The organism is Rhizobium sp. CFBP 8752 (genome assembly GCF_014842035.1).
GTDB lineage: Bacteria > Pseudomonadota > Alphaproteobacteria > Rhizobiales > Rhizobiaceae > Neorhizobium > Neorhizobium soli.
This window is the reverse complement of record NZ_JACYUZ010000001.1, coordinates 1,658,102-1,678,976: the sequence shown is the minus strand read 5'-3', so window position 1 is coordinate 1,678,976 and position 20,875 is coordinate 1,658,102. Positions and strand designations below refer to the sequence as shown.

At 59.8% G+C, this 20,875-nt stretch carries 26 protein-coding genes and 1 tRNA gene; 8 read left to right on the top strand and 19 right to left on the bottom strand.

Going from position 1 to position 20,875, the window contains the following annotated elements:
* Nucleotides 1-8: 8 nt before the first annotated feature.
* The 7 genes from IFT59_RS08020 to IFT59_RS07990 form a co-directional block, all read right to left on the bottom strand.
* Nucleotides 9-455: a YaiI/YqxD family protein gene (locus tag IFT59_RS08020; protein ID WP_192086580.1), complete on the bottom strand. Its 447-nt coding sequence runs from the start codon at nt 453-455 to the stop codon at nt 9-11.
* Nucleotides 452-913 (bottom strand): GNAT family N-acetyltransferase, encoded by a 462-nt coding sequence (locus tag IFT59_RS08015; RefSeq protein WP_249407513.1) that lies wholly within the window; start codon nt 911-913, stop codon nt 452-454. The genes IFT59_RS08020 and IFT59_RS08015 overlap by 4 nt, the downstream gene beginning before the upstream one ends.
* The gene (locus IFT59_RS08010; protein WP_062580660.1) at nt 910-2,037 is read right to left on the bottom strand and encodes an S-(hydroxymethyl)glutathione dehydrogenase/class III alcohol dehydrogenase; all 1,128 of its coding nucleotides are present in this window, start codon (nt 2,035-2,037) and stop codon (nt 910-912) included. The genes IFT59_RS08015 and IFT59_RS08010 overlap by 4 nt, the downstream gene beginning before the upstream one ends.
* Before the next feature lie 105 nt (nt 2,038-2,142).
* Nucleotides 2,143-2,772, bottom strand: coding sequence for a GNAT family N-acetyltransferase (locus tag IFT59_RS08005; protein WP_249407512.1), 630 nt, complete (start codon nt 2,770-2,772; stop codon nt 2,143-2,145).
* Between the two features lie 41 nt (nt 2,773-2,813).
* Nucleotides 2,814-3,734 (bottom strand): DMT family transporter, encoded by a 921-nt coding sequence (locus tag IFT59_RS08000; RefSeq protein ID WP_062457023.1) that lies wholly within the window; start codon nt 3,732-3,734, stop codon nt 2,814-2,816.
* 141 nt (nt 3,735-3,875) lie between these two features.
* Entirely contained in the window at nt 3,876-4,112 is a 237-nt protein-coding gene (locus IFT59_RS07995) for a hypothetical protein (protein WP_062457020.1), read from the bottom strand.
* A 145-nt stretch (nt 4,113-4,257) separates the two neighbouring features.
* A tRNA-Leu gene (locus IFT59_RS07990) sits at nt 4,258-4,342 on the bottom strand.
* 175 nt (nt 4,343-4,517) lie between these two features.
* On the opposite strand from IFT59_RS07990, the gene lipB reads away from it, so the two are divergent.
* On the top strand, nt 4,518-5,255 hold the full coding sequence (gene lipB / locus IFT59_RS07985; protein ID WP_092662575.1) for a lipoyl(octanoyl) transferase LipB: 738 nt from the start codon (nt 4,518-4,520) through the stop codon (nt 5,253-5,255).
* 56 nt (nt 5,256-5,311) lie between these two features.
* Here the strand turns inward: lipB and IFT59_RS07980 are convergent, their stop codons facing one another.
* Together IFT59_RS07980 and IFT59_RS07975 are read right to left on the bottom strand one after the other, a co-directional pair.
* Nucleotides 5,312-5,809: a BON domain-containing protein gene (locus IFT59_RS07980; RefSeq protein WP_192086579.1), complete on the bottom strand. Its 498-nt coding sequence runs from the start codon at nt 5,807-5,809 to the stop codon at nt 5,312-5,314.
* A 74-nt stretch (nt 5,810-5,883) separates the two neighbouring features.
* Nucleotides 5,884-6,375 (bottom strand): peptide deformylase, encoded by a 492-nt coding sequence (locus IFT59_RS07975; protein ID WP_192086578.1) that lies wholly within the window; start codon nt 6,373-6,375, stop codon nt 5,884-5,886.
* Nucleotides 6,376-6,589: 214 nt separating this feature from the next.
* Here IFT59_RS07975 and mgtE point away from each other — a divergent pair, with 214 nt between their 5' ends.
* Nucleotides 6,590-8,008, top strand: a complete 1,419-nt coding sequence (gene mgtE / locus IFT59_RS07970) for a magnesium transporter (RefSeq protein ID WP_192086577.1) — start codon at nt 6,590-6,592, stop codon at nt 8,006-8,008.
* Between the two features lie 77 nt (nt 8,009-8,085).
* Nucleotides 8,086-8,472 carry a MerR family transcriptional regulator gene (locus IFT59_RS07965; RefSeq protein ID WP_092662576.1) on the top strand — a complete coding sequence of 129 codons (387 nt, stop codon included), beginning with the start codon at nt 8,086-8,088 and terminating at the stop codon, nt 8,470-8,472.
* Nucleotides 8,473-8,476: 4 nt separating this feature from the next.
* Here IFT59_RS07965 and IFT59_RS07960 read toward each other — a convergent pair whose 3' ends face one another.
* Nucleotides 8,477-9,466 (bottom strand): heparan-alpha-glucosaminide N-acetyltransferase domain-containing protein, encoded by a 990-nt coding sequence (locus IFT59_RS07960; protein WP_192086576.1) that lies wholly within the window; start codon nt 9,464-9,466, stop codon nt 8,477-8,479.
* On the bottom strand, nt 9,463-10,194 hold the full coding sequence (locus IFT59_RS07955; RefSeq protein ID WP_062457000.1) for a DUF599 domain-containing protein: 732 nt from the start codon (nt 10,192-10,194) through the stop codon (nt 9,463-9,465). Before IFT59_RS07955 ends, IFT59_RS07960 begins: the two co-directional genes overlap by 4 nt.
* 218 nt (nt 10,195-10,412) lie before the next feature.
* On the opposite strand from IFT59_RS07955, the gene IFT59_RS07950 reads away from it, so the two are divergent.
* Together IFT59_RS07950 and IFT59_RS07945 are read left to right on the top strand one after the other, a co-directional pair.
* Entirely contained in the window at nt 10,413-11,813 is a 1,401-nt protein-coding gene (locus tag IFT59_RS07950) for an L-serine ammonia-lyase (RefSeq protein ID WP_192086575.1), read from the top strand.
* Nucleotides 11,814-11,888: 75 nt separating this feature from the next.
* On the top strand, nt 11,889-12,326 hold the full coding sequence (locus IFT59_RS07945) for a DUF1489 family protein (protein ID WP_192086574.1): 438 nt from the start codon (nt 11,889-11,891) through the stop codon (nt 12,324-12,326).
* Nucleotides 12,327-12,345: 19 nt separating this feature from the next.
* Here the strand turns inward: IFT59_RS07945 and IFT59_RS07940 are convergent, their stop codons facing one another.
* The 4 genes from IFT59_RS07940 to IFT59_RS07925 all read right to left on the bottom strand — a co-directional run bounded on the left by IFT59_RS07940 (nt 12,346) and on the right by IFT59_RS07925 (nt 15,917).
* Nucleotides 12,346-12,630, bottom strand: a complete 285-nt coding sequence (locus IFT59_RS07940; RefSeq protein ID WP_062456991.1) for a hypothetical protein — start codon at nt 12,628-12,630, stop codon at nt 12,346-12,348.
* 102 nt (nt 12,631-12,732) lie between these two features.
* A complete protein-coding gene (locus IFT59_RS07935) occupies nt 12,733-14,250 on the bottom strand; it encodes a D-alanyl-D-alanine carboxypeptidase (protein ID WP_062456988.1) in 1,518 nt (505 codons plus the stop codon).
* 118 nt (nt 14,251-14,368) lie between these two features.
* Nucleotides 14,369-15,124 carry a hypothetical protein gene (locus tag IFT59_RS07930; RefSeq protein ID WP_062456985.1) on the bottom strand — a complete coding sequence of 252 codons (756 nt, stop codon included), beginning with the start codon at nt 15,122-15,124 and terminating at the stop codon, nt 14,369-14,371.
* A gap of 226 nt (nt 15,125-15,350) precedes the next feature.
* Nucleotides 15,351-15,917, bottom strand: coding sequence for a transglutaminase-like cysteine peptidase (locus tag IFT59_RS07925; protein WP_092662577.1), 567 nt, complete (start codon nt 15,915-15,917; stop codon nt 15,351-15,353).
* A 293-nt stretch (nt 15,918-16,210) separates the two neighbouring features.
* Between IFT59_RS07925 and IFT59_RS07920 the strand changes: the two genes are divergently transcribed.
* Nucleotides 16,211-16,402, top strand: a complete 192-nt coding sequence (locus IFT59_RS07920) for a hypothetical protein (RefSeq protein WP_156461844.1) — start codon at nt 16,211-16,213, stop codon at nt 16,400-16,402.
* A 90-nt stretch (nt 16,403-16,492) separates the two neighbouring features.
* Here the strand turns inward: IFT59_RS07920 and IFT59_RS07915 are convergent, their stop codons facing one another.
* Together IFT59_RS07915 and IFT59_RS07910 are read right to left on the bottom strand one after the other, a co-directional pair.
* Nucleotides 16,493-17,104 (bottom strand): PilZ domain-containing protein, encoded by a 612-nt coding sequence (locus tag IFT59_RS07915; protein ID WP_192086573.1) that lies wholly within the window; start codon nt 17,102-17,104, stop codon nt 16,493-16,495.
* A 73-nt stretch (nt 17,105-17,177) separates the two neighbouring features.
* Nucleotides 17,178-17,765 carry a PAS domain-containing protein gene (locus IFT59_RS07910; protein WP_062456974.1) on the bottom strand — a complete coding sequence of 196 codons (588 nt, stop codon included), beginning with the start codon at nt 17,763-17,765 and terminating at the stop codon, nt 17,178-17,180.
* Between the two features lie 226 nt (nt 17,766-17,991).
* Between IFT59_RS07910 and IFT59_RS07905 the strand changes: the two genes are divergently transcribed.
* Nucleotides 17,992-18,765, top strand: coding sequence for a rhomboid family intramembrane serine protease (locus IFT59_RS07905; protein ID WP_192086572.1), 774 nt, complete (start codon nt 17,992-17,994; stop codon nt 18,763-18,765).
* 100 nt (nt 18,766-18,865) lie between these two features.
* Entirely contained in the window at nt 18,866-19,300 is a 435-nt protein-coding gene (locus IFT59_RS07900; RefSeq protein ID WP_062456971.1) for a CBS domain-containing protein, read from the top strand.
* Between the two features lie 33 nt (nt 19,301-19,333).
* Here the strand turns inward: IFT59_RS07900 and IFT59_RS07895 are convergent, their stop codons facing one another.
* Nucleotides 19,334-20,296, bottom strand: coding sequence for a patatin-like phospholipase family protein (locus IFT59_RS07895; RefSeq protein WP_062458055.1), 963 nt, complete (start codon nt 20,294-20,296; stop codon nt 19,334-19,336).
* Nucleotides 20,297-20,400: 104 nt separating this feature from the next.
* Entirely contained in the window at nt 20,401-20,871 is a 471-nt protein-coding gene (hisI, locus tag IFT59_RS07890; RefSeq protein WP_192086571.1) for a phosphoribosyl-AMP cyclohydrolase, read from the bottom strand.
* Nucleotides 20,872-20,875 lie beyond the last annotated feature (4 nt).

The following is a 20,875-nucleotide window of genomic DNA, read 5'->3' as shown; positions in this document are numbered from 1 at the left end:
AGCGCAGTCTAGCCGTTTGATTTGGCGCGCCGGCAGAGCCTGTCCAGCGTCTCCAGGAATTTGGATCGGTCGCGTGGCGAGAAGGCTGCGTTATAGCCCTTGCTTGCGCCCGTCTCGCGCAGATGCTGCCCAAGATCGCGCATGGCGCTCGCCATGCCGATATTGGTCTCGTCGAACACGCGCCCGGTCGGTCCCGTGACAAAGGCACTGGCGGCCACACAACGCACGGCAAGCGGCACGTCGGCCGTGATGACGATGTCGGCAGGGCCGGCACGCTCCGCGATCCAGTCGTCGGCGGCGTCGAAACCGGCCGAGACGATGACGTTCTTCACCATCGGATCGCGGGACGGACGCAAGCCAGAATTGGCAACAAACGTCACCTCAAACGCGTGACGCTCCGCGACTTTGAGGATTTCCGCCTTCACGGGGCAGGCATCGGCATCGACATAGATCAAGGCTTTGCCCTCAGCATGTCCACATGCGGAATACCGTCCTCCAGATACTCCTCTGATATCGGCGAGAAGCCGAACGAGGCATAGAATTTCTGAAGATGCGCCTGCGCGGAAATCTCGATCGTTTCTCCGGGATAGGCCTGTTCGCAGGCGGCGATCGATTCGCGCATCAACGCTTCGCCGAGCCGCTTGCCCCGATGATCCGGCGAGACGGCAACGCGGCCGATACGCGGATTGTCCGAAGGCTCCGGCCGCCAGATGCGGGCGCAGGCAAGCAGATCGCGGCCGTCGAGAAGACGCAGATGCAGACAGGCCGGATCGTTGCCGTCAAGTTCCGGATAGGGGCATTCCTGCTCGACGACGAACACGTCCACGCGCATCTTCAGCATGGCATAGAGATCGAGTGCGGAGAACTCTTCGAGCCTCCGCACGTCGGTCGTGTAGGACGGCCCGGTGGTCAATAGACCACCACGCCACGGATGCTTTCGCCCGAATGCATCAGCTCGAAACCCTTGTTGATGTCTTCGAGCGGCATCGTGTGGGTGATCATTGGATCGATCTGGATCTTGCCTTCCATGTACCAGTCGACGATCTTCGGCACGTCGGTGCGTCCACGGGCGCCGCCGAAGGCCGTGCCCATCCAGTTGCGGCCGGTGACCAGCTGGAACGGACGGGTCGAGATCTCCTGACCGGCGCCGGCAACGCCGATGATGACCGACTTGCCCCAGCCGCGATGCGACGATTCGAGCGCCTGGCGCATGACCTTGGTATTGCCGGTGCAATCGAACGTGTAGTCGGCGCCGCCGATCAGGTCGCCGTTGCGCTTGGTCATGTTGACGAGATAGGGCACGATGTCTTCGCCGACCTCTTTCGGGTTGACGAAATGTGTCATGCCGAACTTCTCGCCCCATTCCTTGCGGTCGGGATTGATGTCGACGCCGATGATCATGTCGGCACCGGCAAGCCTCAGGCCCTGAAGGACGTTAAGGCCGATGCCGCCTAGACCGAAGACGATCGCGGTCGAACCGATTTCCACCTTGGCCGTATTGATGACGGCGCCGATGCCCGTCGTGACACCGCAGCCGATGTAGCAGATCTTGTCGAAAGGCGCGTCGGGATTGACCTTGGCAACGGCAATCTCGGGCAGAACGGTGAAGTTCGAGAATGTCGAACAACCCATATAGTGGTGGATCTTGTCCTTGCCGATCGAAAACCGGCTGGTGCCGTCAGGCATCACGCCCTGGCCCTGCGTGGTGCGGATCGAGGTGCAAAGGTTGGTCTTGCGCGATGTGCAGGAATAGCACTCGCGGCATTCCGGCGTGTAGAGCGGAATGACGTGGTCGCCCTTCTTGACCGAGGTGACGCCCGGTCCGACATCAACGACGATGCCGGCGCCCTCATGGCCGAGAATGGCAGGGAAGAGGCCTTCCGGATCGGCGCCCGACAGGGTGAAATCGTCGGTGTGGCAGATGCCGGTCGCCTTGATCTCGATCAGCACTTCGCCGGCGCGAGGGCCTTCCAGCTGTACGGTCATCACTTCGAGCGGTTTGCCAGCCTGAACGGCAACGGCGGCGCGGACATCCATGGTGTCACTCCATTTTATCTATAAGATTCTGCCGGGACTTTTGCACGGCAAGTGGTCCGGGCTCAAGCCGGAAGACGGTATGAATAGTCGCAATCGGGTGATCGGTCAGGGCTCGATGATCGGCGCCTGCGGAGATGCGCTGCGCGGCACCAACCCCGTCAGCCGCACATCATCGACGACTTCGACCATCATCTTGAAGGGTTTGAAGCCGGAGCGCTGGTAAAATGGCAGCGCCTGCGCCGAATCGAGATGGCAGGTGTGAACCCATAGGCGCGAGATCGGTCGAGACCACGCCTTCTCGATTGCAGCGTTCATCAAGAACCGGCCGGCACCCTTGCCGATCGTACCGGCGGCGAGACCGAAATAGCCAATCTCGCATTCACCCTGCTTGCGAAAATCGAGTTCCAGAAGCCCAACCGCGCGATCGCCATCTATCAGGGCATGAACTTCGACCAATGGGTCTTGAAGGATAGCGGAAAGCTCGCTGTCATCCATGATGAGGCGCGAGGTCCACATCCAGTGTTCGCCGACCGACCTGTAGAGCGCGCGATAATCCTCGATCGACGGCGACGGCCAGTGCTCGACGGTAAGCGATCCTACAGGCGGCATCGAACCCGGTTCCGGTCGTTCCTGCATCTCCAGACAGGTTACCACGGTCGCGATCATTCCCGGCGGAACATTGGAATATCCGCTCAGAAGCATGGGATTGTCAGGGGACATCGGGTCTTGGCTCATGAGGTCTTTTCACGATGTTTGATGGTTGTTGTCAACGAAGGTCACGCAGGCACCAGCTGTTTCGACTGCGCATGTTCGCGCCAGATGATGAACAGGCCCGAGGCCACGATGATGAGGATGCCAAACCATTTCGATGCCGTCGGAAAGTCACCAAACAGCGCATAGCCAAGGACGGTCGCCGAAATGATCTCGAAATACTGAAAGGGTGCGAGCAGCGACAGGGGTGCCATCCTGAACGCCTTGACGACGAGGAGGTGCATGTATCCCGAGATCGACCCCAATACGACCAGCAGCAGCAACCCGAGCGCGGAGGCGGGCAGGGACGGCTCGAAGTCGGTCACGCCGAAACCGCTTCCGGCCGTCATCGCGAGGCCCATGAAGACGGTGCCGCCGAGGCCGGCGATGGTTTGCATCACCAGCGGCGAATCACTCTCACCAATGGCGCGATTGAGAAACAGATAGAGCGTGAAGAGAAAGGCGCAGGCGACCGGCAGAAGCGCCGTCCAGCCGAATATCGAATAGCTCGGCTGGATCACGATCATCGCACCACCGAATCCAACGACGATGGCAAGCCAGCGCCGCCAGCCGACCCTCTCTCCGAGAAAAATGGCCGACATCATCGTCAGCATGAAGGGTTCAACGAAGTAGATCGCGAACACATCGGCAAGCGGCATATATTTGACGGCGGCAAAAAACATCAGGCTTGCCGACGCATGCAACGTGCCGCGCAACAGGTTCATCCACGGGCGGTTCGCATGGATGAGCGACCGGGCGGTAAGCAGTGCCAGCGGCAGCAGGCTCAGGAACTGGAACAGGAACCGATAGAAGGTGACCTGTCCGGGCGACATGTGCTCGAAATTCGCCATGTATTTGGCGATGGCATCCATGACAGGCAGAATGGCCATACACGAGGCCATGATCGCCATGCCCTTGAGCGGGTTTTCGGAAGTCTTTGGGGGCATTGGCCTGCGCTTTCAATTGAACCTGAGTTCAAACACAGGCTGACCTTGTCGGCAAGCCGCAGGTGCGGGCACATCAGCAACGCTTGACGCTGCAAGCACCGGAAAACATATCCGATGCTCGGAAGTCGAGGTCGCGGTATGTTAGGCCGCGAGTTCCGTGGTCTCGCCGTGCTCGATGAGAAGGCGCGGGGAGGTCATATCGCCCGTCTCTTCGTCCACCATCACAGAATAGGCTGCGACACCGATGACGCGCACCGACATGGCCGTCGCGATCTTCTCGGCCGAAGCTGCGTTCGAGGCCTGGCGCATTTCACCGGGGACGATGTGGCCGCGGTTCTTCTTGAATTGGAGAACGATGAATTTTTCTGCGGTTGCCATGTTACGCTCCTGTGTTGTTCTGTTTATGTTCCAGAGGGAGCAAGAAGTCAATTCGTTTGTGAAGATGTGAATTGGGTGACATGACGAGGCTTGAAACGTCGCTTGACGCCAGAAACGAAAAAACCCGGCCGAAGCCGGGTTCTTTTGGTGCGGTCGAGAAGACTCGAACTTCCACGGGTTGCCCCACAGCGACCTCAACGCTGCGCGTCTACCAATTCCGCCACGACCGCATCCGTGGTAGAGCCGAATTGCTCCGGCGAGCGAGCATGTAGCAAAAGGATTTGGGGTGCACAAGTGCGTCGTGACAGATTTTTGAAGGATTTAAACGGGTTGGGGATAACCTTATATAAAGTCCCGGAAACAAGGCTCTTGCCGCCCTTGTTCGCTTTTGACAGAAGACTGACCATGCTGACACGCACCGATCTCAATCTCTCCATGCTGCCGCAAGCCGACTGTCCGCCCGTAAGATGGCGGGTTTCGGACGAACTCGTGCCTTACGACGAGGCGATCGCCACGATGGAGGCGGAGGTTGCAGCCATTGCCGACGGCCATGCCGACGAACTCGTCTGGCTGCTGGAGCATCCGCCGCTTTATACAGCGGGTACCAGCGCCCAGACCGCCGACCTCATCGAGCCGGATCGGTTTCCCGTATTTGCGACGGGTCGCGGCGGAGAATACACCTATCATGGCCCGGGCCAGCGCGTTGCCTACGTCATGCTGGACCTGAAGCGCCGGCGTCAGGACGTTCGAGCCTATGTGGCGGGCCTTGAGGAGCTGGTCATCCAGACGCTCGACATGATGAACGTTCGCGGCGAGCGGCGCGAGGATCGTGTTGGTGTCTGGGTAAAGCGGCCGGACAAGCCCGCCATGCTCGACGGGTCGGTCACCGAGGACAAAATCGCCGCACTGGGTATTCGCCTGCGCCGCTGGGTGAGCTTCCACGGCCTGTCGCTCAACGTCGAGCCCGACCTGTCGCATTTCTCCGGCATCGTGCCCTGCGGGATATCAGGCTACGGCGTCACAAGCCTCGTCGATCTCGGCCTGCCGGTCATGATGACGGATGTCGATATCCGGCTTCGTGAGGCTTTCGAGCAGATCTTCGGCCCAACTGTGAACGAACGAGAACAGGTCACCTCACGGTGACCTGTTCAATCGTCTGATGGTTAGAGGCGACGGTCATAACGACCGGCGTGCGAGCCTCAGTCCTCGTCGGGCATACGTCCATCGACGCCGCCAGCGCGCAGGTTGTTGACGACGGATTTCACGCCGGAAATGCTTTTTACCTTGGCAGCGATGATGCGCACGGCAGATGCCTCGTCGACCAGGCCTTCGAGCGTGACCTCTCCGTCATCGACATGCACGTCGATGGCATCCATCATGGCGATATCGAGCGATTCGATCGCGTCCGTGATGCGCTCTTCAAGATCGTCTGATTCTTCGACCCCGATCGTTGCGGGCGTATCGCTGTCGACAAGCCGTTCCTGCTGCCCGTCGGCCTCGATGCCTTCGACCTGGTAGCCTTCGTTACGATCGCTTTCGAAGTTCGCAGCAGGCTCGCCATAGGCGGCGTTGCCGACCGGACGCGAACCGGCACCGGCTGCATCGTCATAAGGCCAGCCTTCGTCGATGTTGCGGTCGTCGTAATCGCGGAAATCTTCTTCGCGGGAAATATCGTCGGGCTTGCGGGTGGCGGGCATTGTGGTTCCTTCCGTAAGGTTCGTCAGTCGGTAGAGGGTTGCCTCGATAACCGTCAGGAACAGCCTTGGTTCCTCTACCGACCTTTTTCCCACTTGCGGACCAACCGGTCGCGTTTCAACCTCGATAGACGCTTCAGCCAGAAGACGCCGTCCAGCTGGTCGATCTCATGTTGCATGCAGACGGAGTAAAAGCCCGTGGCGTCCTCTTCTGCGTGCGTCCCGTCCAGGCGCTGATAGCGGAACCGGATCATGGCGGGACGCTCGACCTCTTCGGTCGCACCTGGCATGGATACGCTTCCCTCGGTGTAGCGCATGGGCTGTTCACCGAACGAAAGGATTACCGGGTTGGCATAAAAGCGCGGACCGTCTCCCTCCGACAGTTCGAGCACGACAAGCCGGATGTGAACCCCGACATGCGCGGCGGTGATTCCGACGCCCGGTGCAGCCCGCATGGTGGCGAGCAGATCCTGCGCGAACGTCTCGAGTGCTGCGTCGAACACGGTAATCGGCTGACACGGCTTTGACAGGCCGGGATCCGGATATCGCAATATCGTCAGGGGTGCCATTCGTTATCCTTCCTCGTCTCTCAAGCGTTCCCATTGGCATGGCGAGAACCGTTTCGCCACAGATGTTTGACCATTGCGCACTGGACCATCCCGACCATTTGCTCTAGCTGGAATGAAGCGGCAAACGCGTTCGATCTAAGACGGTTATCTGGTTGTTGAAAATCAGTTTCTGCCGTTATCTTCAACCTGCGAGATGCGGATAGCGAGGGCGGCAATGAGCGATATCGGCGAAGAGACCCGCGGTCGCAGCAAGGCCAACGATCCGGCTCACGACATCTATACCGAAGAGGGCGCGGTTCGCCCCGATTTCCTCGCCCGTGTCGGGGCGGCGGTCGCCGATCGCGATGTTCTCTATCTCCGCCAGTACGTGGCGCGCCTGCACGAATCCGAACTTGGCGACCTTCTCGAATCGATTCTTCCGGATCAGCGCCAAGCGATGGTGCGGCTGCTCGGCACCGACTTCGACCTGACGGCCCTGACGGAGGTGGACGAGGCGATCCGTATGGAGATCGTCGAGCAGATGTCGAACGCGGAGATCGCTGCGGGCATCGGCGGTCTCGATTCGGACGACGCGGTCTACATTCTCGAAGATCTGGACAAAGACGATCGCGAGGAGATTCTCGCGCAGCTTCCATTCACTGAGCGGGTTCGCCTCAGACGCGCACTCGACTATCCGGAAAGCTCGGCCGGACGCCGCATGCAGACCGAATTCGTGGCCGTGCCGCCGTTCTGGACGGTGGGCCAGACGATCGATTACATGCGCGAAGATGAAGGCCTGCCGGAAAGCTTTACGCAGGTCTTCGTCATCGACCCGACCTTCAAGCTGCTCGGCGTCATCTATCTCGACCGCATCCTGCGCACCAACCGGCAGGTGAAGATCGAGACGATCATGCGGGAGACCAACTATCCGATCCCCGCCGATATGGATCAGGAAGAGGCAGCACAGCTCTTCGAGCAATACGACCTTCTCTCGGCCGCCGTCGTCGATGAAAACGGCAGGCTGGTCGGGGTGCTGACGATCGACGACATCGTCGACGTGATGCAGGAGGAAGCGGAAGAAGACATCATGCGCCTCGGCGGCGTCGGTGATGAAGAACTGTCCGACACCGTCGTCGATATCTCTCGATCGCGCGTGCCCTGGCTGCTCGTCAACCTCCTGACCGCTTTCCTGGCGGCGTCGGTGATCTCGCTGTTCGAGGCTACGATCGAAGAAGTGGTCGCACTCGCGATCCTGATGCCGATCGTCGCCGGCATGGGCGGCAATGCGGGGTCGCAGACGATGACGGTCACGGTGCGCGCCATCGCGACCCGCGATCTCGATATCCACAATGCCTGGCGCGTCGCGCGGCGTGAAATCTGCGTCGGCCTGATCAATGGGTGTCTGATCGGCACACTCGTCGGGCTGGTGGCGGGCTTCTGGTTTCAGGATCCGAACATCGGCGGACTGATTGCGACGGCGATGCTCATCAACATGGTCGCGGCCGCCAGCGCCGGTCTGATGGTGCCGATTCTCCTCAACCGGGCAGGGGCGGATCCCGCGGTTTCCTCCGCGGTCTTTGTGACTGCGATCACCGACACGACCGGGTTCTTCTCTTTTCTGGGCCTCGCCACTTGGTGGTTTGCGATCGGGTAACGAAAGCAGCAAACATCCGAAAAATTGACTGTTACGTAAAAGTCAATTATTTGAGGCAGAAATGTCAGGATGTGGCCGTGAACAAATATTACAGCATCACCGAGTTGACCCGCGAGTTCGGCGTTTCCACGCGCACCTTGCGCTTCTATGAAGATGAGGGCCTGATCCATCCGGAGCGCCGGGGACGTACGCGTCTTTTCAGGGCTGCAGACCGCCGTCTGATCATGGAAATTCTCCGTGGACGTCGCATCGGCTTTTCCATCGCGGAGATCCGCGAGATCGTACAGATCTACAAGGAGCCTCCGGGCGAAATGGGCCAGCTCAAGCTTCTGATGAAGAAGGTCGACGAGAAGCGCGATGACCTGCGCCAGAAGCGCAAGGACATCGAGGAAACGCTGCTTGAACTCGACAATGTCGAGGAGGCCTGCCTCACCCGTCTCGCCGAAATCGGCGTCGGCACCTGAACTCTCAGGGAGGCGGCGAAGCGATGGCGCATTCCTGCGCGATCATCTGGATACGGTCGTCCTGTGGTGTGATCACGCCTGACTGCATGGGCGTCATGAGGTTCTGGGCAATCAGCCGATCGGCCGTGCAGGTGCAGAACGCGCGGCAGATGTTGGCGTCGGCACTCTCTATGCAGCCCCTCTCGCAGCTCAAGATGTAACCTTTGCGGACATCCGGGGGCGGAGCGGGGTGGACCAGCGAGAAGAGATAGACGAGACCGATCAGGATCGGCTGATGCACGAGATAGATCAGCAGGCTGTGCTGCCCGGCCTTTGAGAGTAGGTTCTGTCTTGTCTGGACCTCCGCAATGCGCGGCAGCACGTTTCGTGTCATCAGGAACTTGGTTGCGGCGACGCCTGCGAGAAGAGCGGCAACCCAGGGAAACAACGGCACGTAATCGTTCGAACGGGGCGGAGCTTCGGCGAAGCCCATCCAGGCGAGCCAGCGCGTGTCGAACAGAGCCGAATCGAGAGTTCCCGGCATAGCGACGTAATCGACCAGCAACAGAACCGCGATCATCGCGGCGACCGCAGCCGTGAGCGCCGGAGGAAGCCGCAGGAACGCCAGGCCGATAAGGCTCGACAGGGCGATGTTATGCAGAATGCCGAAATAGATCCATTCGCCCGGGAAGGCGACGAATGTCGCGACGCTGATGGCAAGGGCTGCACCGGCAACGATGCCGAGCCGTTTCGCAAAGGACTGCCAGCGGATCTGCGGCGTATGTGCAAGGACCAGACTGACGCCGGCGAGAAACAGAAACGAACTGGCGATGAGTCGCGCATAGATCTTGAAGAAACCCTGCGTCGCTGTCCCCGGATCGAGATAGCCGAAGAATTCGAGATCCCAGGTGAAATGATAGGTCGCCATGGCGATCAGTGCCACGCCGCGCAGCGTATCGATCAAGACAATGCGCGGCACGCGGGAGGCATTGGGTTGGATCTCTGATGATGTCACGTTCGCATGTCCCGCTCTTGTTTGTCTTTGGTGTCGCTCACCGGGTCCATCAGCGCGAGACGGGCGTCGGAGAAATACTGGCGGCGTGTCAGAACGAAGACCACGATCGCGGTCATCGCCATGAACATGTAGGGCCCGGCGAACCAGCCCAGGTAGCCGATGGAAAGAAACAGCGCCCGAAGGCCGGCATTGAAGTGGCCGGCGGCGATCGTGTTCATCTGGATGACTTGGTCTGCGGCGATCTCAGCTTTGGCACGATCAGCATTCGTGTCGTGCATCATCGGCAAGGCGCCGAACAGGATGGTGCAGTAGTTGAACAGACGGTAGGCCCAGCCGAATTTGAAGAAGGAATAGCCGAACAGCACCGTCAGACCGGCAACCTTGAGCTCGAACGCGGTGCGCCCGCCGTAATAGACGAAGGGCAGGTTGCTGAACACGTCCTCCACCTTGTCGGTCGAGCCAAGCAGCGCAAAGCAGCCACCAATCGCGAAGATCGAGGTCGAGGCGAAAAAGGCCGTCCCGTTCTGCAGGCCGGCCAGGATTTGCGTGTCGATCATCTTGAGATCGCGCCGAAGCGAGTTGTAGATCCAGTTCCGACGCCGCTCCGCCATGGCCCGGTTAAGGCTCAAGCGGGGGAAAAAGCGACTGCCAGACCCCGCTGTGAGCCAGGAATAAAGGGCCCAGAGGGCGAGAAACAGTGCCAGCGCGATATAGTCCGCAGTCGTCATGGGTCTCGCCACAAATCGTGTATGCCTCGTTTCGTCTTGCTTTGTTTCGGCTGTCCGGGCAAGAGGCGTGTGCCTGGTATAGGATTTTGCAACACCTATCTGTGGAGCGTGTCTCTGTGATGCATGTCGCTCGTGTCCAAGCGGATGTCGGGTGATCGCCTGAGCCGAACTCAGGTTTGGCGTAGCCTCTGCCCAAACGAACGGTCCCGTGAACAATCATGTTTCTTTCAGTTTTCGACGTTTTCAAAATCGGTATCGGTCCTTCCAGCTCGCACACGATGGGGCCGATGTCGGCAGCCAATCGTTTTCTGGAGCTCCTCCTTTCCAATGACTGGCCACGCCCGACGGGTGCTGCCGTCGCGGCGCTGAAGGTCAGCCTCCACGGCTCGCTTGCCTTTACCGGCATTGGGCACGGAACGGGCAGGGCGGTTATCCTCGGTCTTGTCGGCGAAGAGCCGCACAGCGTGGATCCCGATCGGATGGACGCGATCATTGCAGACGTCGAACGTACCGGTCGCGTCACCCCGCCGGGCCACCCCAGCTACGAGTTCAAGCCGGCAACGGACCTGATCTTCGACAAGAAGCAGCCGCTGCCCGGCCATGCCAACGGCATGAGCTTTTCGGCGCTGGATCGGGACGGTCGACTGCTCGTGAAGCGCATCTACTATTCGATCGGCGGCGGGTTTGTCGTGACCGACACCGAACTGGAGGCGATGCGGGCGTCCAAGAAGACGGCAAGCGATGCGCGCGTGCCCTATCCATTCTCGTCCGCCAAACAGATGCTCGAAATGTCGCACGGTTCTGGCCTGACGATTGCCCAGATGAAACGCGCCAACGAGCTGACCAAGATGACCGAGGTCGAACTCGACGAAGGCGTCGACCGGATCTGGGACGCGATGAGGAATTGCATTGATCGCGGTCTGAAGGTCGACGGCATCATGCCGGGTGGCCTCAAGGTGAAGCGCCGTGCGCGGGCGATCCACGACCGCCTGAACGAGGAATGGCGCAGCAATCGGCTCAACCCGCTTCTCGCCAATGACTGGCTGTCTGTTTACGCGATGGCGGTCAACGAAGAGAATGCCGGTGGCGGCCGTGTCGTGACCGCGCCGACCAACGGTGCCGCCGGGGTCATTCCAGCCACGGTTCGCTATTATCTGCATTTTCACGACGACGCGACGCAGGAAGACATCCGTACCTTTCTTCTGACCGCGGCAGCGATCGGCGGCATCATCAAACACAATGCCTCGATTTCCGGTGCCGAAGTCGGTTGCCAGGGTGAAGTCGGGTCGGCTGCGGCCATGGCGGCTGCAGGTCTCGCCGCCGTTATGGGCGGTTCGCCGGAGCAGATCGAAAATGCTGCGGAGATCGCGCTCGAGCATCACCTCGGCATGACCTGCGATCCCATTGCAGGCCTCGTCCAGGTGCCGTGTATAGAGCGCAATGCGCTTGGCGCCGTAAAGGCCGTGACGGCGGCGTCTCTGGCGCTGAAGGGTGACGGAAGCCATTTCGTGCCGCTCGACGCCTGTATTGAAACCATGCGCCAGACTGGCATGGACATGAACGAGAAGTACAAGGAGACCTCGACCGGCGGGCTTGCCGTGAACGTGGTCGAGTGCTGAGAGCTTCCTGTGGGACGTTTTCCGTTTTGAAAGATCCGACTTGACCCGGCGCAGTCCTTGCGGCTTTGAACGGACATGGCTCTACATCTGATCAAGCTCTGCGTCGGCGCCGACTCCATCCAGGACCTGAGGGACTGGGTGGCCGAGCGTTCTCTGACCGCCATGTCCGCCGGCCTTGAACCCCACAGCATCCACACGACGCGAATGATGCCGAAGCGCGTGGAAGAGCTCGTCGATGGCGGGTCGCTCTACTGGGTGATCAAGGGGCAGGTCTCTGCTCGCCAGAAGCTTCTGGAGGTTCGCACAGTTAAGGGTGAGGATGGTATCAGCCGTTGCCAGCTGGTGCTCGGTCCCGAAGTCATCGAAACCGCGCCGATGCCGAAGCGGCCATTTCAGGGCTGGCGCTATCTCCTCGATAACGAGATCCCGAAGGACCTCGGCGGACTGGGAGATGATGTCACCCAGCTGCCGGAAGAGTTGCGGCGACACCTCGCCGAACTCGGTCTTCTCTAGCTATTCAGCCCAGTCTCAGTCAGCGAAGTCTCAAACGGACCGACGCGCGTCCGGCACGCAGCCCGACATGCAGATGGATCTGAGCCGGTGGCTGCGACTGGCGCCACGCACGGGCTCCATGGCTGAGCAGCAGGGTGACGAGATCCTTGGTCTTTTCGCGGGAACGCGAAGAGAGGTTCATTCCCGCCATTCCCATTCCCGCAAGCCGCATGGCCGCTTCGTGCAGCGGATTGAGCGCAATGCCGCGGGCCTTGGACTTCGTCGCGTTGGCGACGAAGCCGATACTGTTTTCATTCATTCCCATAGGAAACCCCGTTTACGCATTACTATCGAGATTTCACTGCGCCCGCGGATACAAAACACGGTGGCTGGCGCAGCTTTTTTCAGTGGTCGTCTGATGGGCCGATTACTGTATCGACGCCCAGCAGTTCACGCCTTTCTTCTTCAGGATATTGCAGGCATCGATCGCGGACTTCTGGTCGCCGAAGCCCCCGAAACGTGCCCGATAGACCTGGCCGCCATTGGTGCTGAAGGCGACTGTGAAGGGTTTGGCGGAACGCAATACCTTGCCGCCTTTATCCTGCGCATCCTGCAGGAGTTCGTTTGCCATCGAAGGATTGGGCGAGACGCCAATCTGGATGACCCAACCGGACACATCACCCTTGAGAGACACTTTGGGCGTATCGCGGGTGGATGCCGTGGTGACCGAATCGATTGCCGCCATTTCGGTCCGCTCGCCGGCGCCACTGCGCTTCGGAACATATTCCGGGGCAGGGGTCGGGACAGCGCCAGAACCGAGCATTGCGGAATTCATCGCTGCCGAAGCCGTCCGCTTCTGCGAAGGTTCGCCGAGATAGGCGGTTGCAGCAGGTGCTGCCGTCTCGTCATAGCGAGCGCCGGGCATGGGGCCACTGTTAGGAAGGTCGAGAGCCGAAACCTGACGGGCATCGGATACTGCAGCAGCGACACGCGGCTGGCTCGCGACGGGAAGCGATGGTGTCGGAACCGGAGCGGACGGAGCCTGCGAGATCAGGTTGCTCTGACCGCCGCGGGACGCTTTCGGAAGATATTCCGCAACAAGCTTGCGCATCGTTGCATCACGAGCAGCGCTGGAGCGGCCACCGAGCACGACTGCAACGATCGAGCGACCGTCGAGCTGTGCCGACGTTGCCAGATTGCTGCCGGCTGCGCGGGTATAACCGGTCTTGATACCGTCGACGCCGCGGACAGTCCCGACCAGGCGGTTGTGGTTGCCGATCGTCTGCTTGCCGAAATTGAAAGTGCGGATGGAGAAGTAACCGTAATACTGCGGAAAATGCTGGCGAAGAGCGATGCCGAGACGCGCCTGATCACGTGCCGTCGTCATCTGCGCCGTGTTGGGCAGGCCGTGTGCGTTCCGATACGTCGTACGCGTCATGCCGAGGGCACGTGCCTTGTTCGTCATCATCTGCGCAAAGCGGTCTTCGGATCCACCGACGAACTCGCCGAGTGCTGTCGCCATATCATTGGCCGACCGCGTAACGAGTGCACGGATCGCCTGATCGACATTGATGGCGCCGCCGGGGCGCACACCCAGTTTCGAAGGCGGCTCGGACGCAGCATGCGCAGAAACCGGAACCTTGGTGTCAAGCGTGATACGACCAGCCTCGAGCGCTTCGAAGGTCAGGTAAAGGGTCATCATCTTCGTGAGCGAAGCTGGATAGCGAAGACCATCCGGATCCTCGCCGTAAAGAACCTTTCCAGACTTGGCGTCGACGACGATCCCTGCATATTTCGGATCGGCATGCGCCGGACTGGCGAGGCTCGAAAAGGCCAAGATCACCGTAAAAAGACAACCGAGAAATTTTCCCGGCACTGCCACGCGTCCCTTGGGGAGGATTGTGGAAAACATGCTCTTCGACACTGCCGCACTCATCGCTTGCATGGTGGTTGTATTACGTCCGGGCTCAGCGCCCCCGATGGGCCCGTTGTCAGGCAATCTAGGGGAACAGCGTTACCAAGAGGTTTATGATGAACGTTTGGTTGCTTCGCAGAGGACCATTTTACCGATTGACCTGCGTTACCGGGCGCTCGGTCAAAAGGCGGGTTTGGACAAATGTCCGAACTCCGGCGTCAATCTTCTGCCAGTCGCGCAAAAGCACGCTCGAGAATCGATAAAGCACGGTCAGATCCTGCCCGACTCGGATATCGCGCTGGCAGTCGCCGCTGGTAGGGCGCTCTCCCGCCGATGGAAATAGGCAACGCACGGCGTAGGGAGAGGCGGCACCAGGCTGTGCGCCCGTCAGAATCACTTCGTTCCCGTAACCGCTGTCCGCCCGGAGGCGATGCAGTGTCAGCCCATGCTCAGCCGGTTCTGCCGGGCCTTCGAAAAGTCCCTCGTAGATCGGCTGAAGCCGCCCCGACATGTCGCGCGACATGGTGCTCTGCGACATTTGTACGAAGATAAGAGATGCCGGCTGGGAGACGGTGTCGAATCTCCCCCGATTGGTTGCGCTGTAGCCCGTCATTTCCGGCCAGGTCAGATAAAGATCCGCCCGTTCAGTTGCACCGCTCCGTCTCTGCTCTTTGAAACGGAGCGTGTTGGCTGAAAGCTGGATCGTATCCTGACCGATCACCAAGTCGAATGTCTCGGTGCTCTCGGAATGGCCACCCAGCATCATCCGCTCGCCGAGCCATCGGCCGCCAACGCTGATGGCGCTGGTCACTATGCCAAGCGCAACCACGATGCCGGTGATCTTGTATAGGGTTCGCCTGGATAGAAGCGGGCTGTCCGTTTCACTAAGGCTGTCGGGTTGCATGCGGCCGGGCTCTCGTCACTGGAGTGGCCGGCGGACCGAACGAGGGGTGCGACCGCGCCGGCAGCGATACCGCCATTGTTGCGGATTTGTGGTTAATGGATCGTTAGTCATAGTCGCGCGACAGCGGTGAGCGCCATAAACGGAAACGCCGGCAGGGTACCTCCTCGGAGGCCCTGCCGGCGTTCTGAATGATCACATGGTCGATCGTTCGTCGGGTAATCTTGACTTACTGGCTGACACTGCCGACTGCGGTCGCCCGGCCGTCCTGGAGTTTGACCCAACGCGCCGGATCATCGGTCGCCTGGCGCTTCAGGTATGTGTATTCCGTATCGGTCCAGATCATGACCTTGTTGCGCATGTTGTCGAGGACGAAGTCGCCGCGATCGGTGCGGACGGTCAGGACTGCATGACCTTCGCCATTCGGCTGCAGCACGACCGTGATCAGCAGGTTGGAAGGCGAAATGCCCTGCTGCGTCAGCATCTTCCGCTTCAGGAGCACGAAGTCCTCGCAGTCGCCGACGGTCCGCGGGTATGCCCAGCGCTCTTCGACGCCGTAGATTTCCTGGTCGGTCATCGGTGTGATCGAGGTGTTGACCGTGTAGTTGACGTCGAGGATCGTGCGCCAGGTGTCTTCGGTGAGTGCCACGGGGCCGGCGTCCTTGTAGGATGCCACGCATTCGCTCGTGTAGGTCTTGCAGAATTCGTAATGACCGATCGGCGGGTTTGCCTTGCCGATAACGCGCATGGCGCCGGATGGCATCGCAAAGGACTGGACGGTCATGGAGCCGATCATTGCAGCGGCGGCGATTGCGAATGCGAGAGCTTTACGGCAGTTCATTTTTCTTGTCTCCCCGTTGTGGGGAAACAATGCCTCAGACCCTTTGATCGACCGCAAAATACCGCAGTAAAATCAGATGCTTATTCTAATCAACTTTGGCGAAAATACGCGTCGAATTCGACGTGCTTTTTCATAAAATACGCACTGCTTTTTCGGCGTATTTGCATAAAATGCGAGGTAAATTTGACCTATCCGCTCCTATCTCCCTGATACTGCATCGCTTTGATGAAACGTGACATCATCGAAAGGTGAGCGAAGTCTTCGATCTGCCTGTGCCTGTTGCTTTGCTTCGCCGCGTTCCGGGACGAAATCGCGACCAAAACAGCCCGTTTCGCCGCCTAAAACTGCGCGAAAAAAATCCCGAAAAGGCACAAAATAATTCTGGCCACGTGTTTTTTCGGGATTTTGGTGTGTCGGACCAGCAAGTCCAGCGCCGCTGACGATGGCGGTGATCGTAATAATTCACGCCGGAGCAGACACAGCCAAACTCAGCTGCGGGCAGGCCGGTTAGAAAATGGATATGATGAGGCTTAGAGGAACTCGGTCAGCGCTTCGCGGGACTGGACCGAGTGAAACTCGATCGCGACGCCTTCCATGAAATGACGCACCACGCGTCCGCGCATGTTTCCGAGGCGTAGCGGGGTCCCGATTGACGGACGGGTCTCGATGTCGACAGCCGCACCGGAAAGCGAAAGGTCAAGCAGCCGGCACGGATAGCGGCGCCCGTCGTCGAGAGTAATCTCCGAACGGGTGTTGCGCGGGGTGAGACGATCGTGGCGACGGTCCTCCGGCAGCCCGAGTTCATGCTTGTTGGCGATCCAGGTCAACTGTGCGGCAAGTTTTTCGCGCTTGCGGTCGGTCGCGTTGATCATCATCAGGAAGCCGCCGCCGGCAACACTGAGAACTGTCCCTTCAAGGCGGCCGACGTGATCGAGATAGGCGATGACCCGCTCGTTGGTCCGTGGACGACCGGCACACTGGAAGCTGACGTCCCCGGGGGACATCTCGATCGCGGTGCAGGCATATTCCTCATGGTCGGCCAGCATCAAGCGGCCGCTGATGTTCACGGAGACGCGTTGGAATGAGCGCTGCGCTGCAGTTGCTTGCGAAACGGATGCCTGAGACGAGGTGCCGGAAAACATGGATGAGCGCTTTTTCAGCTAGAGTCCTAGCCTACATTAGTGACAGGGCGTTAATATATGGTTCCCGAAGCCGTCATTGTGGGAAGAAGCTCGCCGGCAGGAAGCGGCGCAGAAGTCCTGACTGGACCAACTGCGGCTGGTCATGCCCGCAGACGGACAACCCGCCGGTTTCATCGCTTTCGACAAAGCCCCAATCTTGAAGATGCAGCCCACTTGCCGGTCTGGCCGCCACCGGGAAAGGGCCGTCGGCAGGCAGAAGTGCTCCGAGTACCCGGTCGCTTCCGGTTTCGGAAGAGCGAAGCGGCATCATCAGCATTTCGCATTCGATTGACGTGCCAGCTACGTTCAGGACTACGTCGGCAATCGCGGGTTTCTCATGGACGAGGATCTGCATGACGACCTCCTGGGCGCGATCGTTTTCTTCGAGATCCCAGATCGTGCGGAACGGCATCCCGCGAAACTCGCCACCGAACAACTCGCATAACCGCGTGCCTGCAAGCCGAAACGTCAATTGGTCGTCTGCCTCGTTTGCGACGATGAAGAGATGAGGCAGAAATCTGCGCAGGGCGACCGGATCGATCTCGTTGCGCATGGGAGGCAACCGCCCGTCGCACAGACCTGTCCAGTATTCGAAGATTTCCGTCGTAGCCGGATTTCGCATTCGCTTTCCCGTGATCCATTTCGAGACGCTTCATCCCGTGCTGAACCGCTTTCTAAGGCACAACACGAGGGTCAGCCTTAACGCTGCGAAAACCATGCCAGAGCGGTGAGCCTTGAAGAAAGAATGTCGAACCCGGCGACTAAGTGCTTGTATCCGGTGCTATCTGCAGCTTTTCTTCAGGCGGGTCGTCCTGTAAGTCTGACGCTTCAACAGGGAAGGAATTGTGATGAGCGACAGGCAAGACCTGCCGGGTGCCGCGAACGATACGGACAGGGATGCGGACGCCATCGACGACCAGTCGTCGCAGCCAGTTTTCAATCTTCCCCGAAGTCTGGTGATCTCGGTCCTGTTCCTGGCCGTCGTCTATCTAGTCGATGCTTACTTGCTCGACGAGGAGGCGCAGATCTCGGTGCTGATGTGGTTCGCCTTCACGCCCGTACGCTACGTCGTTCCGTTTGCGGAGCAGAATTTCGAATGGCTGTGGACGCCTGTCACCTATTCCTTCCTGCATGGCGGTATCGAGCATATTGGCTTTAACGCACTCTGGCTGGTCGCCTTTGGAGCGCCGGTCGTGCGCCGCATCGGAACTCTCCGCTACATGCTGTTCTGGATTTCCTCGGCAGCGGCGGCAGCTTTCTTCCATGCCGGCCTGCATTGGGGCGACCAGACGCTACTCGTCGGCGCTTCAGGCGTCGTCTCAGGCTTGATGGGCGCCGCGTGCCGGTTCGCGTTCCCGGACGGCCGCGGATACGACCGCAGTTTCGGCCATCTCCATCCACGTCAGTCCATACTCGGCTCTTTCCGGAACCGGACAGTGGTGATTTTCACGGCGATGTGGTTCTTCGGAAACGTGCTTGTCGCCATCGGCCTGCCGCTGATCGGATCCGATGTCGGAGAGATCGCCTGGGATGCTCATATCGGTGGCTTTCTCTTCGGCTTTTTGTTTTTCGGCCTGTTCGACAGAATTGCCGCCGATGACCAACCATTGGCGCCCGCTTGATCTCCAGTTGCTGTCGTCTTAAACTTCGCGTCGAGGGACTGTGCCGCAAATGTCTTTGAGGGGAGACGTTTCGGTTCGAATGGTTTTGGAGGAGCGAGCCATGTCGACGACCGTAAAGAGCATGCTGGATTCGAAGGGCCGTAACGTCGTGACCGTCAGCCCGGACGAGACGTTGCGGCAGATCGCGGGCATCTTGAACGACCGAAACATCGGTGCCGTGATCATTGCCGGGATGGAGGGGCGTATTGCCGGCATTTTCACCGAGAGAGATCTCGTCCACTGCATCGCCACCAAAGGCGTCGATGCGCTGGAGCAGCCGGTCAAGGCTGTCATGACAACCTCCGTGCAACGCTGTCGGGAGGATCAGACGGCAGACGAGGTGATGGGTATGATGACGGCGGGACGGTTCCGCCATGTCCCGGTAGAAGCCGACGGCAAGCTCTCCGGCATCATTTCGATCGGCGACGTCGTGAAATCGCGGCTGCGTGAAGTGGAGATCGAAGCCGAACAGATGAAGGCCTATATCGCCGGGTAAGGCGGCTGGGAGAGCGGCATCTTCGCCCGCATCTCAGCGGGCGAAAACTTCCTGCATGCGCTGAAGCGCCACGATCTGCGACATGGTGGCCTCATAGCCCCGGTCGATCGCCTCGCCGGCGCGGTGGAATTCGGACAGACCGATATCGTTGAGGCGTGGATGCAGCGCCAGATCAGGCGGATCGCCGGCCAGTCTGGCGCGCGATATGCGCTCCTGGATGATGTTGAACGCCTGCACCATGGTGCCGGTGACACCGACGCGGGGGTCGTCCTGATGGCGCGAACGCTCGTGATCGTCCGGCGCATCGGCTGCAGTGTGTTTGACAACCGCGGACCGGCCGAAGACATCGTAGTTGAGGTTCACGGCCACGACCAGCGGCTGCTCGTAGGCGCGACAGACGGAGGTCGGGACCGGATTGACCAGCGCGCCATCGACCAGCGTGCGGCCGCTGCATTTCACAGGTTCGAAAATCCCCGGCAGCGCGTAGGACGCCCGAAGGGCTCGGATCAGAGAGCCGGCCGAAATCCACACTTCGTGCCCGGTATGAAGTTCCGTCGCGACTGCGACGAAGGGGCGGTCGAGATCTTCGATGGAGATGCCCTGCAGGTGTTCCTGCATTCGCTTCGTCAACCGCATGCCACCGATCAGGCCGCCGCCACCGATGGTGAGGTCGAGAAGCGCCGCGATCCGCCGCATGGTCAGAGATCGGGCAAAGCTTTCGAGTTCGTCGAGCTTGCCTGCGAGATAACAGCCTCCGACCAGCGCGCCGATTGATGTGCCGGCAATCATCCCGACTTCGATGCCGGCTTCGTCAAGCGCGCGCAACACGCCGATATGCGCCCATCCGCGGGCCGCGCCGCCACCAAGTGCTAAAGACAGCTTTGCCTTGCGTGGCTGCTCAATGACAATGGGAGGAGGGGACGTCTGGAGCCGATTTGTGACAGCGTCTGCTGGCGCGGCTTGCCGCTCGTTGCGACTCCAACTCCAATTCATCATCGCCATCACCTCTCAGCTGAACACAGCCACGTACGCAAATTAACGCATCGTTTGGTTGCCAATTCGTTATTCAGGTGGGGATGGTATGAAAGCGGTGCAGACGCCTACCGCTTTCCCGTCTCATCATGACCAGAATACACATGCTCTGGATCAAAGTGACGCTGTTGATCCTGTATTTCAAGGACAGCGCCACCGTCACTTTTCTTTACCGCACGATAGAAACAGGAGCGTCGCCCGGTGTGGCAAGCGGCGTCATGGCCGGACATCGAGACCTTGAGCCAGACGGCGTCCTGATCGCAATCGGTCCTGATCTCATGCACAGTTTGCAGATTGCCGGAGGTCTCGCCCTTCTTCCAGAGTTTCGCTCTCGACCGGCTGTAGTAGTGAGCGACGCCCGTCTCGACCGTCAGCGCGAGCGCCTCGGCGTTCATATGCGCCACCATGAGCAATTCGCCATCGCGAATGTCGGTCACGACAGCGGTCACAAGACCGTCGGTATCGAAACGCGGCGTAAAGGCGCCGTCACCCTCGAGCTCGGCCTTATCCGACGACGGCGCTTGAAAAGTCATTGTCATTTCG

Bases quoted from the DNA above. Each gene is read 5' to 3' on its own strand.
- IFT59_RS07955 (WP_062457000.1), bottom strand. From the start codon at position 10,194: ATGACGACTGCGGACTATATCGCGCTGGCACTGTTTCTCGCCCTCTGG.
- IFT59_RS07995 (WP_062457020.1), bottom strand. From the start codon at position 4,112: ATGGCAACCGCAGAAAAATTCATCGTTCTCCAATTCAAGAAGAACCGC.
- mgtE (WP_192086577.1), top strand. From the start codon at position 6,590: ATGAGCGATATCGGCGAAGAGACCCGCGGTCGCAGCAAGGCCAACGAT.
- IFT59_RS07980 (WP_192086579.1), bottom strand. From the start codon at position 5,809: ATGCCCGCCACCCGCAAGCCCGACGATATTTCCCGCGAAGAAGATTTC.
- IFT59_RS07915 (WP_192086573.1), bottom strand. From the start codon at position 17,104: ATGTTTTCCGGCACCTCGTCTCAGGCATCCGTTTCGCAAGCAACTGCA.
- IFT59_RS07975 (WP_192086578.1), bottom strand. From the start codon at position 6,375: ATGGCACCCCTGACGATATTGCGATATCCGGATCCCGGCCTGTCAAAG.
- hisI (WP_192086571.1), bottom strand. From the start codon at position 20,871: ATGACAATGACTTTTCAAGCGCCGTCGTCGGATAAGGCCGAGCTCGAG.
- IFT59_RS08005 (WP_249407512.1), bottom strand. From the start codon at position 2,772: ATGAGCCAAGACCCGATGTCCCCTGACAATCCCATGCTTCTGAGCGGA.
- IFT59_RS07930 (WP_062456985.1), bottom strand. From the start codon at position 15,124: ATGCAACCCGACAGCCTTAGTGAAACGGACAGCCCGCTTCTATCCAGG.
- lipB (WP_092662575.1), top strand. From the start codon at position 4,518: ATGCTGACACGCACCGATCTCAATCTCTCCATGCTGCCGCAAGCCGAC.
- IFT59_RS07935 (WP_062456988.1), bottom strand. From the start codon at position 14,250: ATGCAAGCGATGAGTGCGGCAGTGTCGAAGAGCATGTTTTCCACAATC.
- IFT59_RS08000 (WP_062457023.1), bottom strand. From the start codon at position 3,734: ATGCCCCCAAAGACTTCCGAAAACCCGCTCAAGGGCATGGCGATCATG.
- IFT59_RS07940 (WP_062456991.1), bottom strand. From the start codon at position 12,630: ATGGGAATGAATGAAAACAGTATCGGCTTCGTCGCCAACGCGACGAAG.
- IFT59_RS07925 (WP_092662577.1), bottom strand. From the start codon at position 15,917: ATGATCGGCTCCATGACCGTCCAGTCCTTTGCGATGCCATCCGGCGCC.
- IFT59_RS07900 (WP_062456971.1), top strand. From the start codon at position 18,866: ATGTCGACGACCGTAAAGAGCATGCTGGATTCGAAGGGCCGTAACGTC.
- IFT59_RS07905 (WP_192086572.1), top strand. From the start codon at position 17,992: ATGAGCGACAGGCAAGACCTGCCGGGTGCCGCGAACGATACGGACAGG.
- IFT59_RS08010 (WP_062580660.1), bottom strand. From the start codon at position 2,037: ATGGATGTCCGCGCCGCCGTTGCCGTTCAGGCTGGCAAACCGCTCGAA.
- IFT59_RS07945 (WP_192086574.1), top strand. From the start codon at position 11,889: ATGGCTCTACATCTGATCAAGCTCTGCGTCGGCGCCGACTCCATCCAG.
- IFT59_RS07895 (WP_062458055.1), bottom strand. From the start codon at position 20,296: ATGATGAATTGGAGTTGGAGTCGCAACGAGCGGCAAGCCGCGCCAGCA.
- IFT59_RS07910 (WP_062456974.1), bottom strand. From the start codon at position 17,765: ATGCGAAATCCGGCTACGACGGAAATCTTCGAATACTGGACAGGTCTG.
- IFT59_RS07950 (WP_192086575.1), top strand. From the start codon at position 10,413: ATGTTTCTTTCAGTTTTCGACGTTTTCAAAATCGGTATCGGTCCTTCC.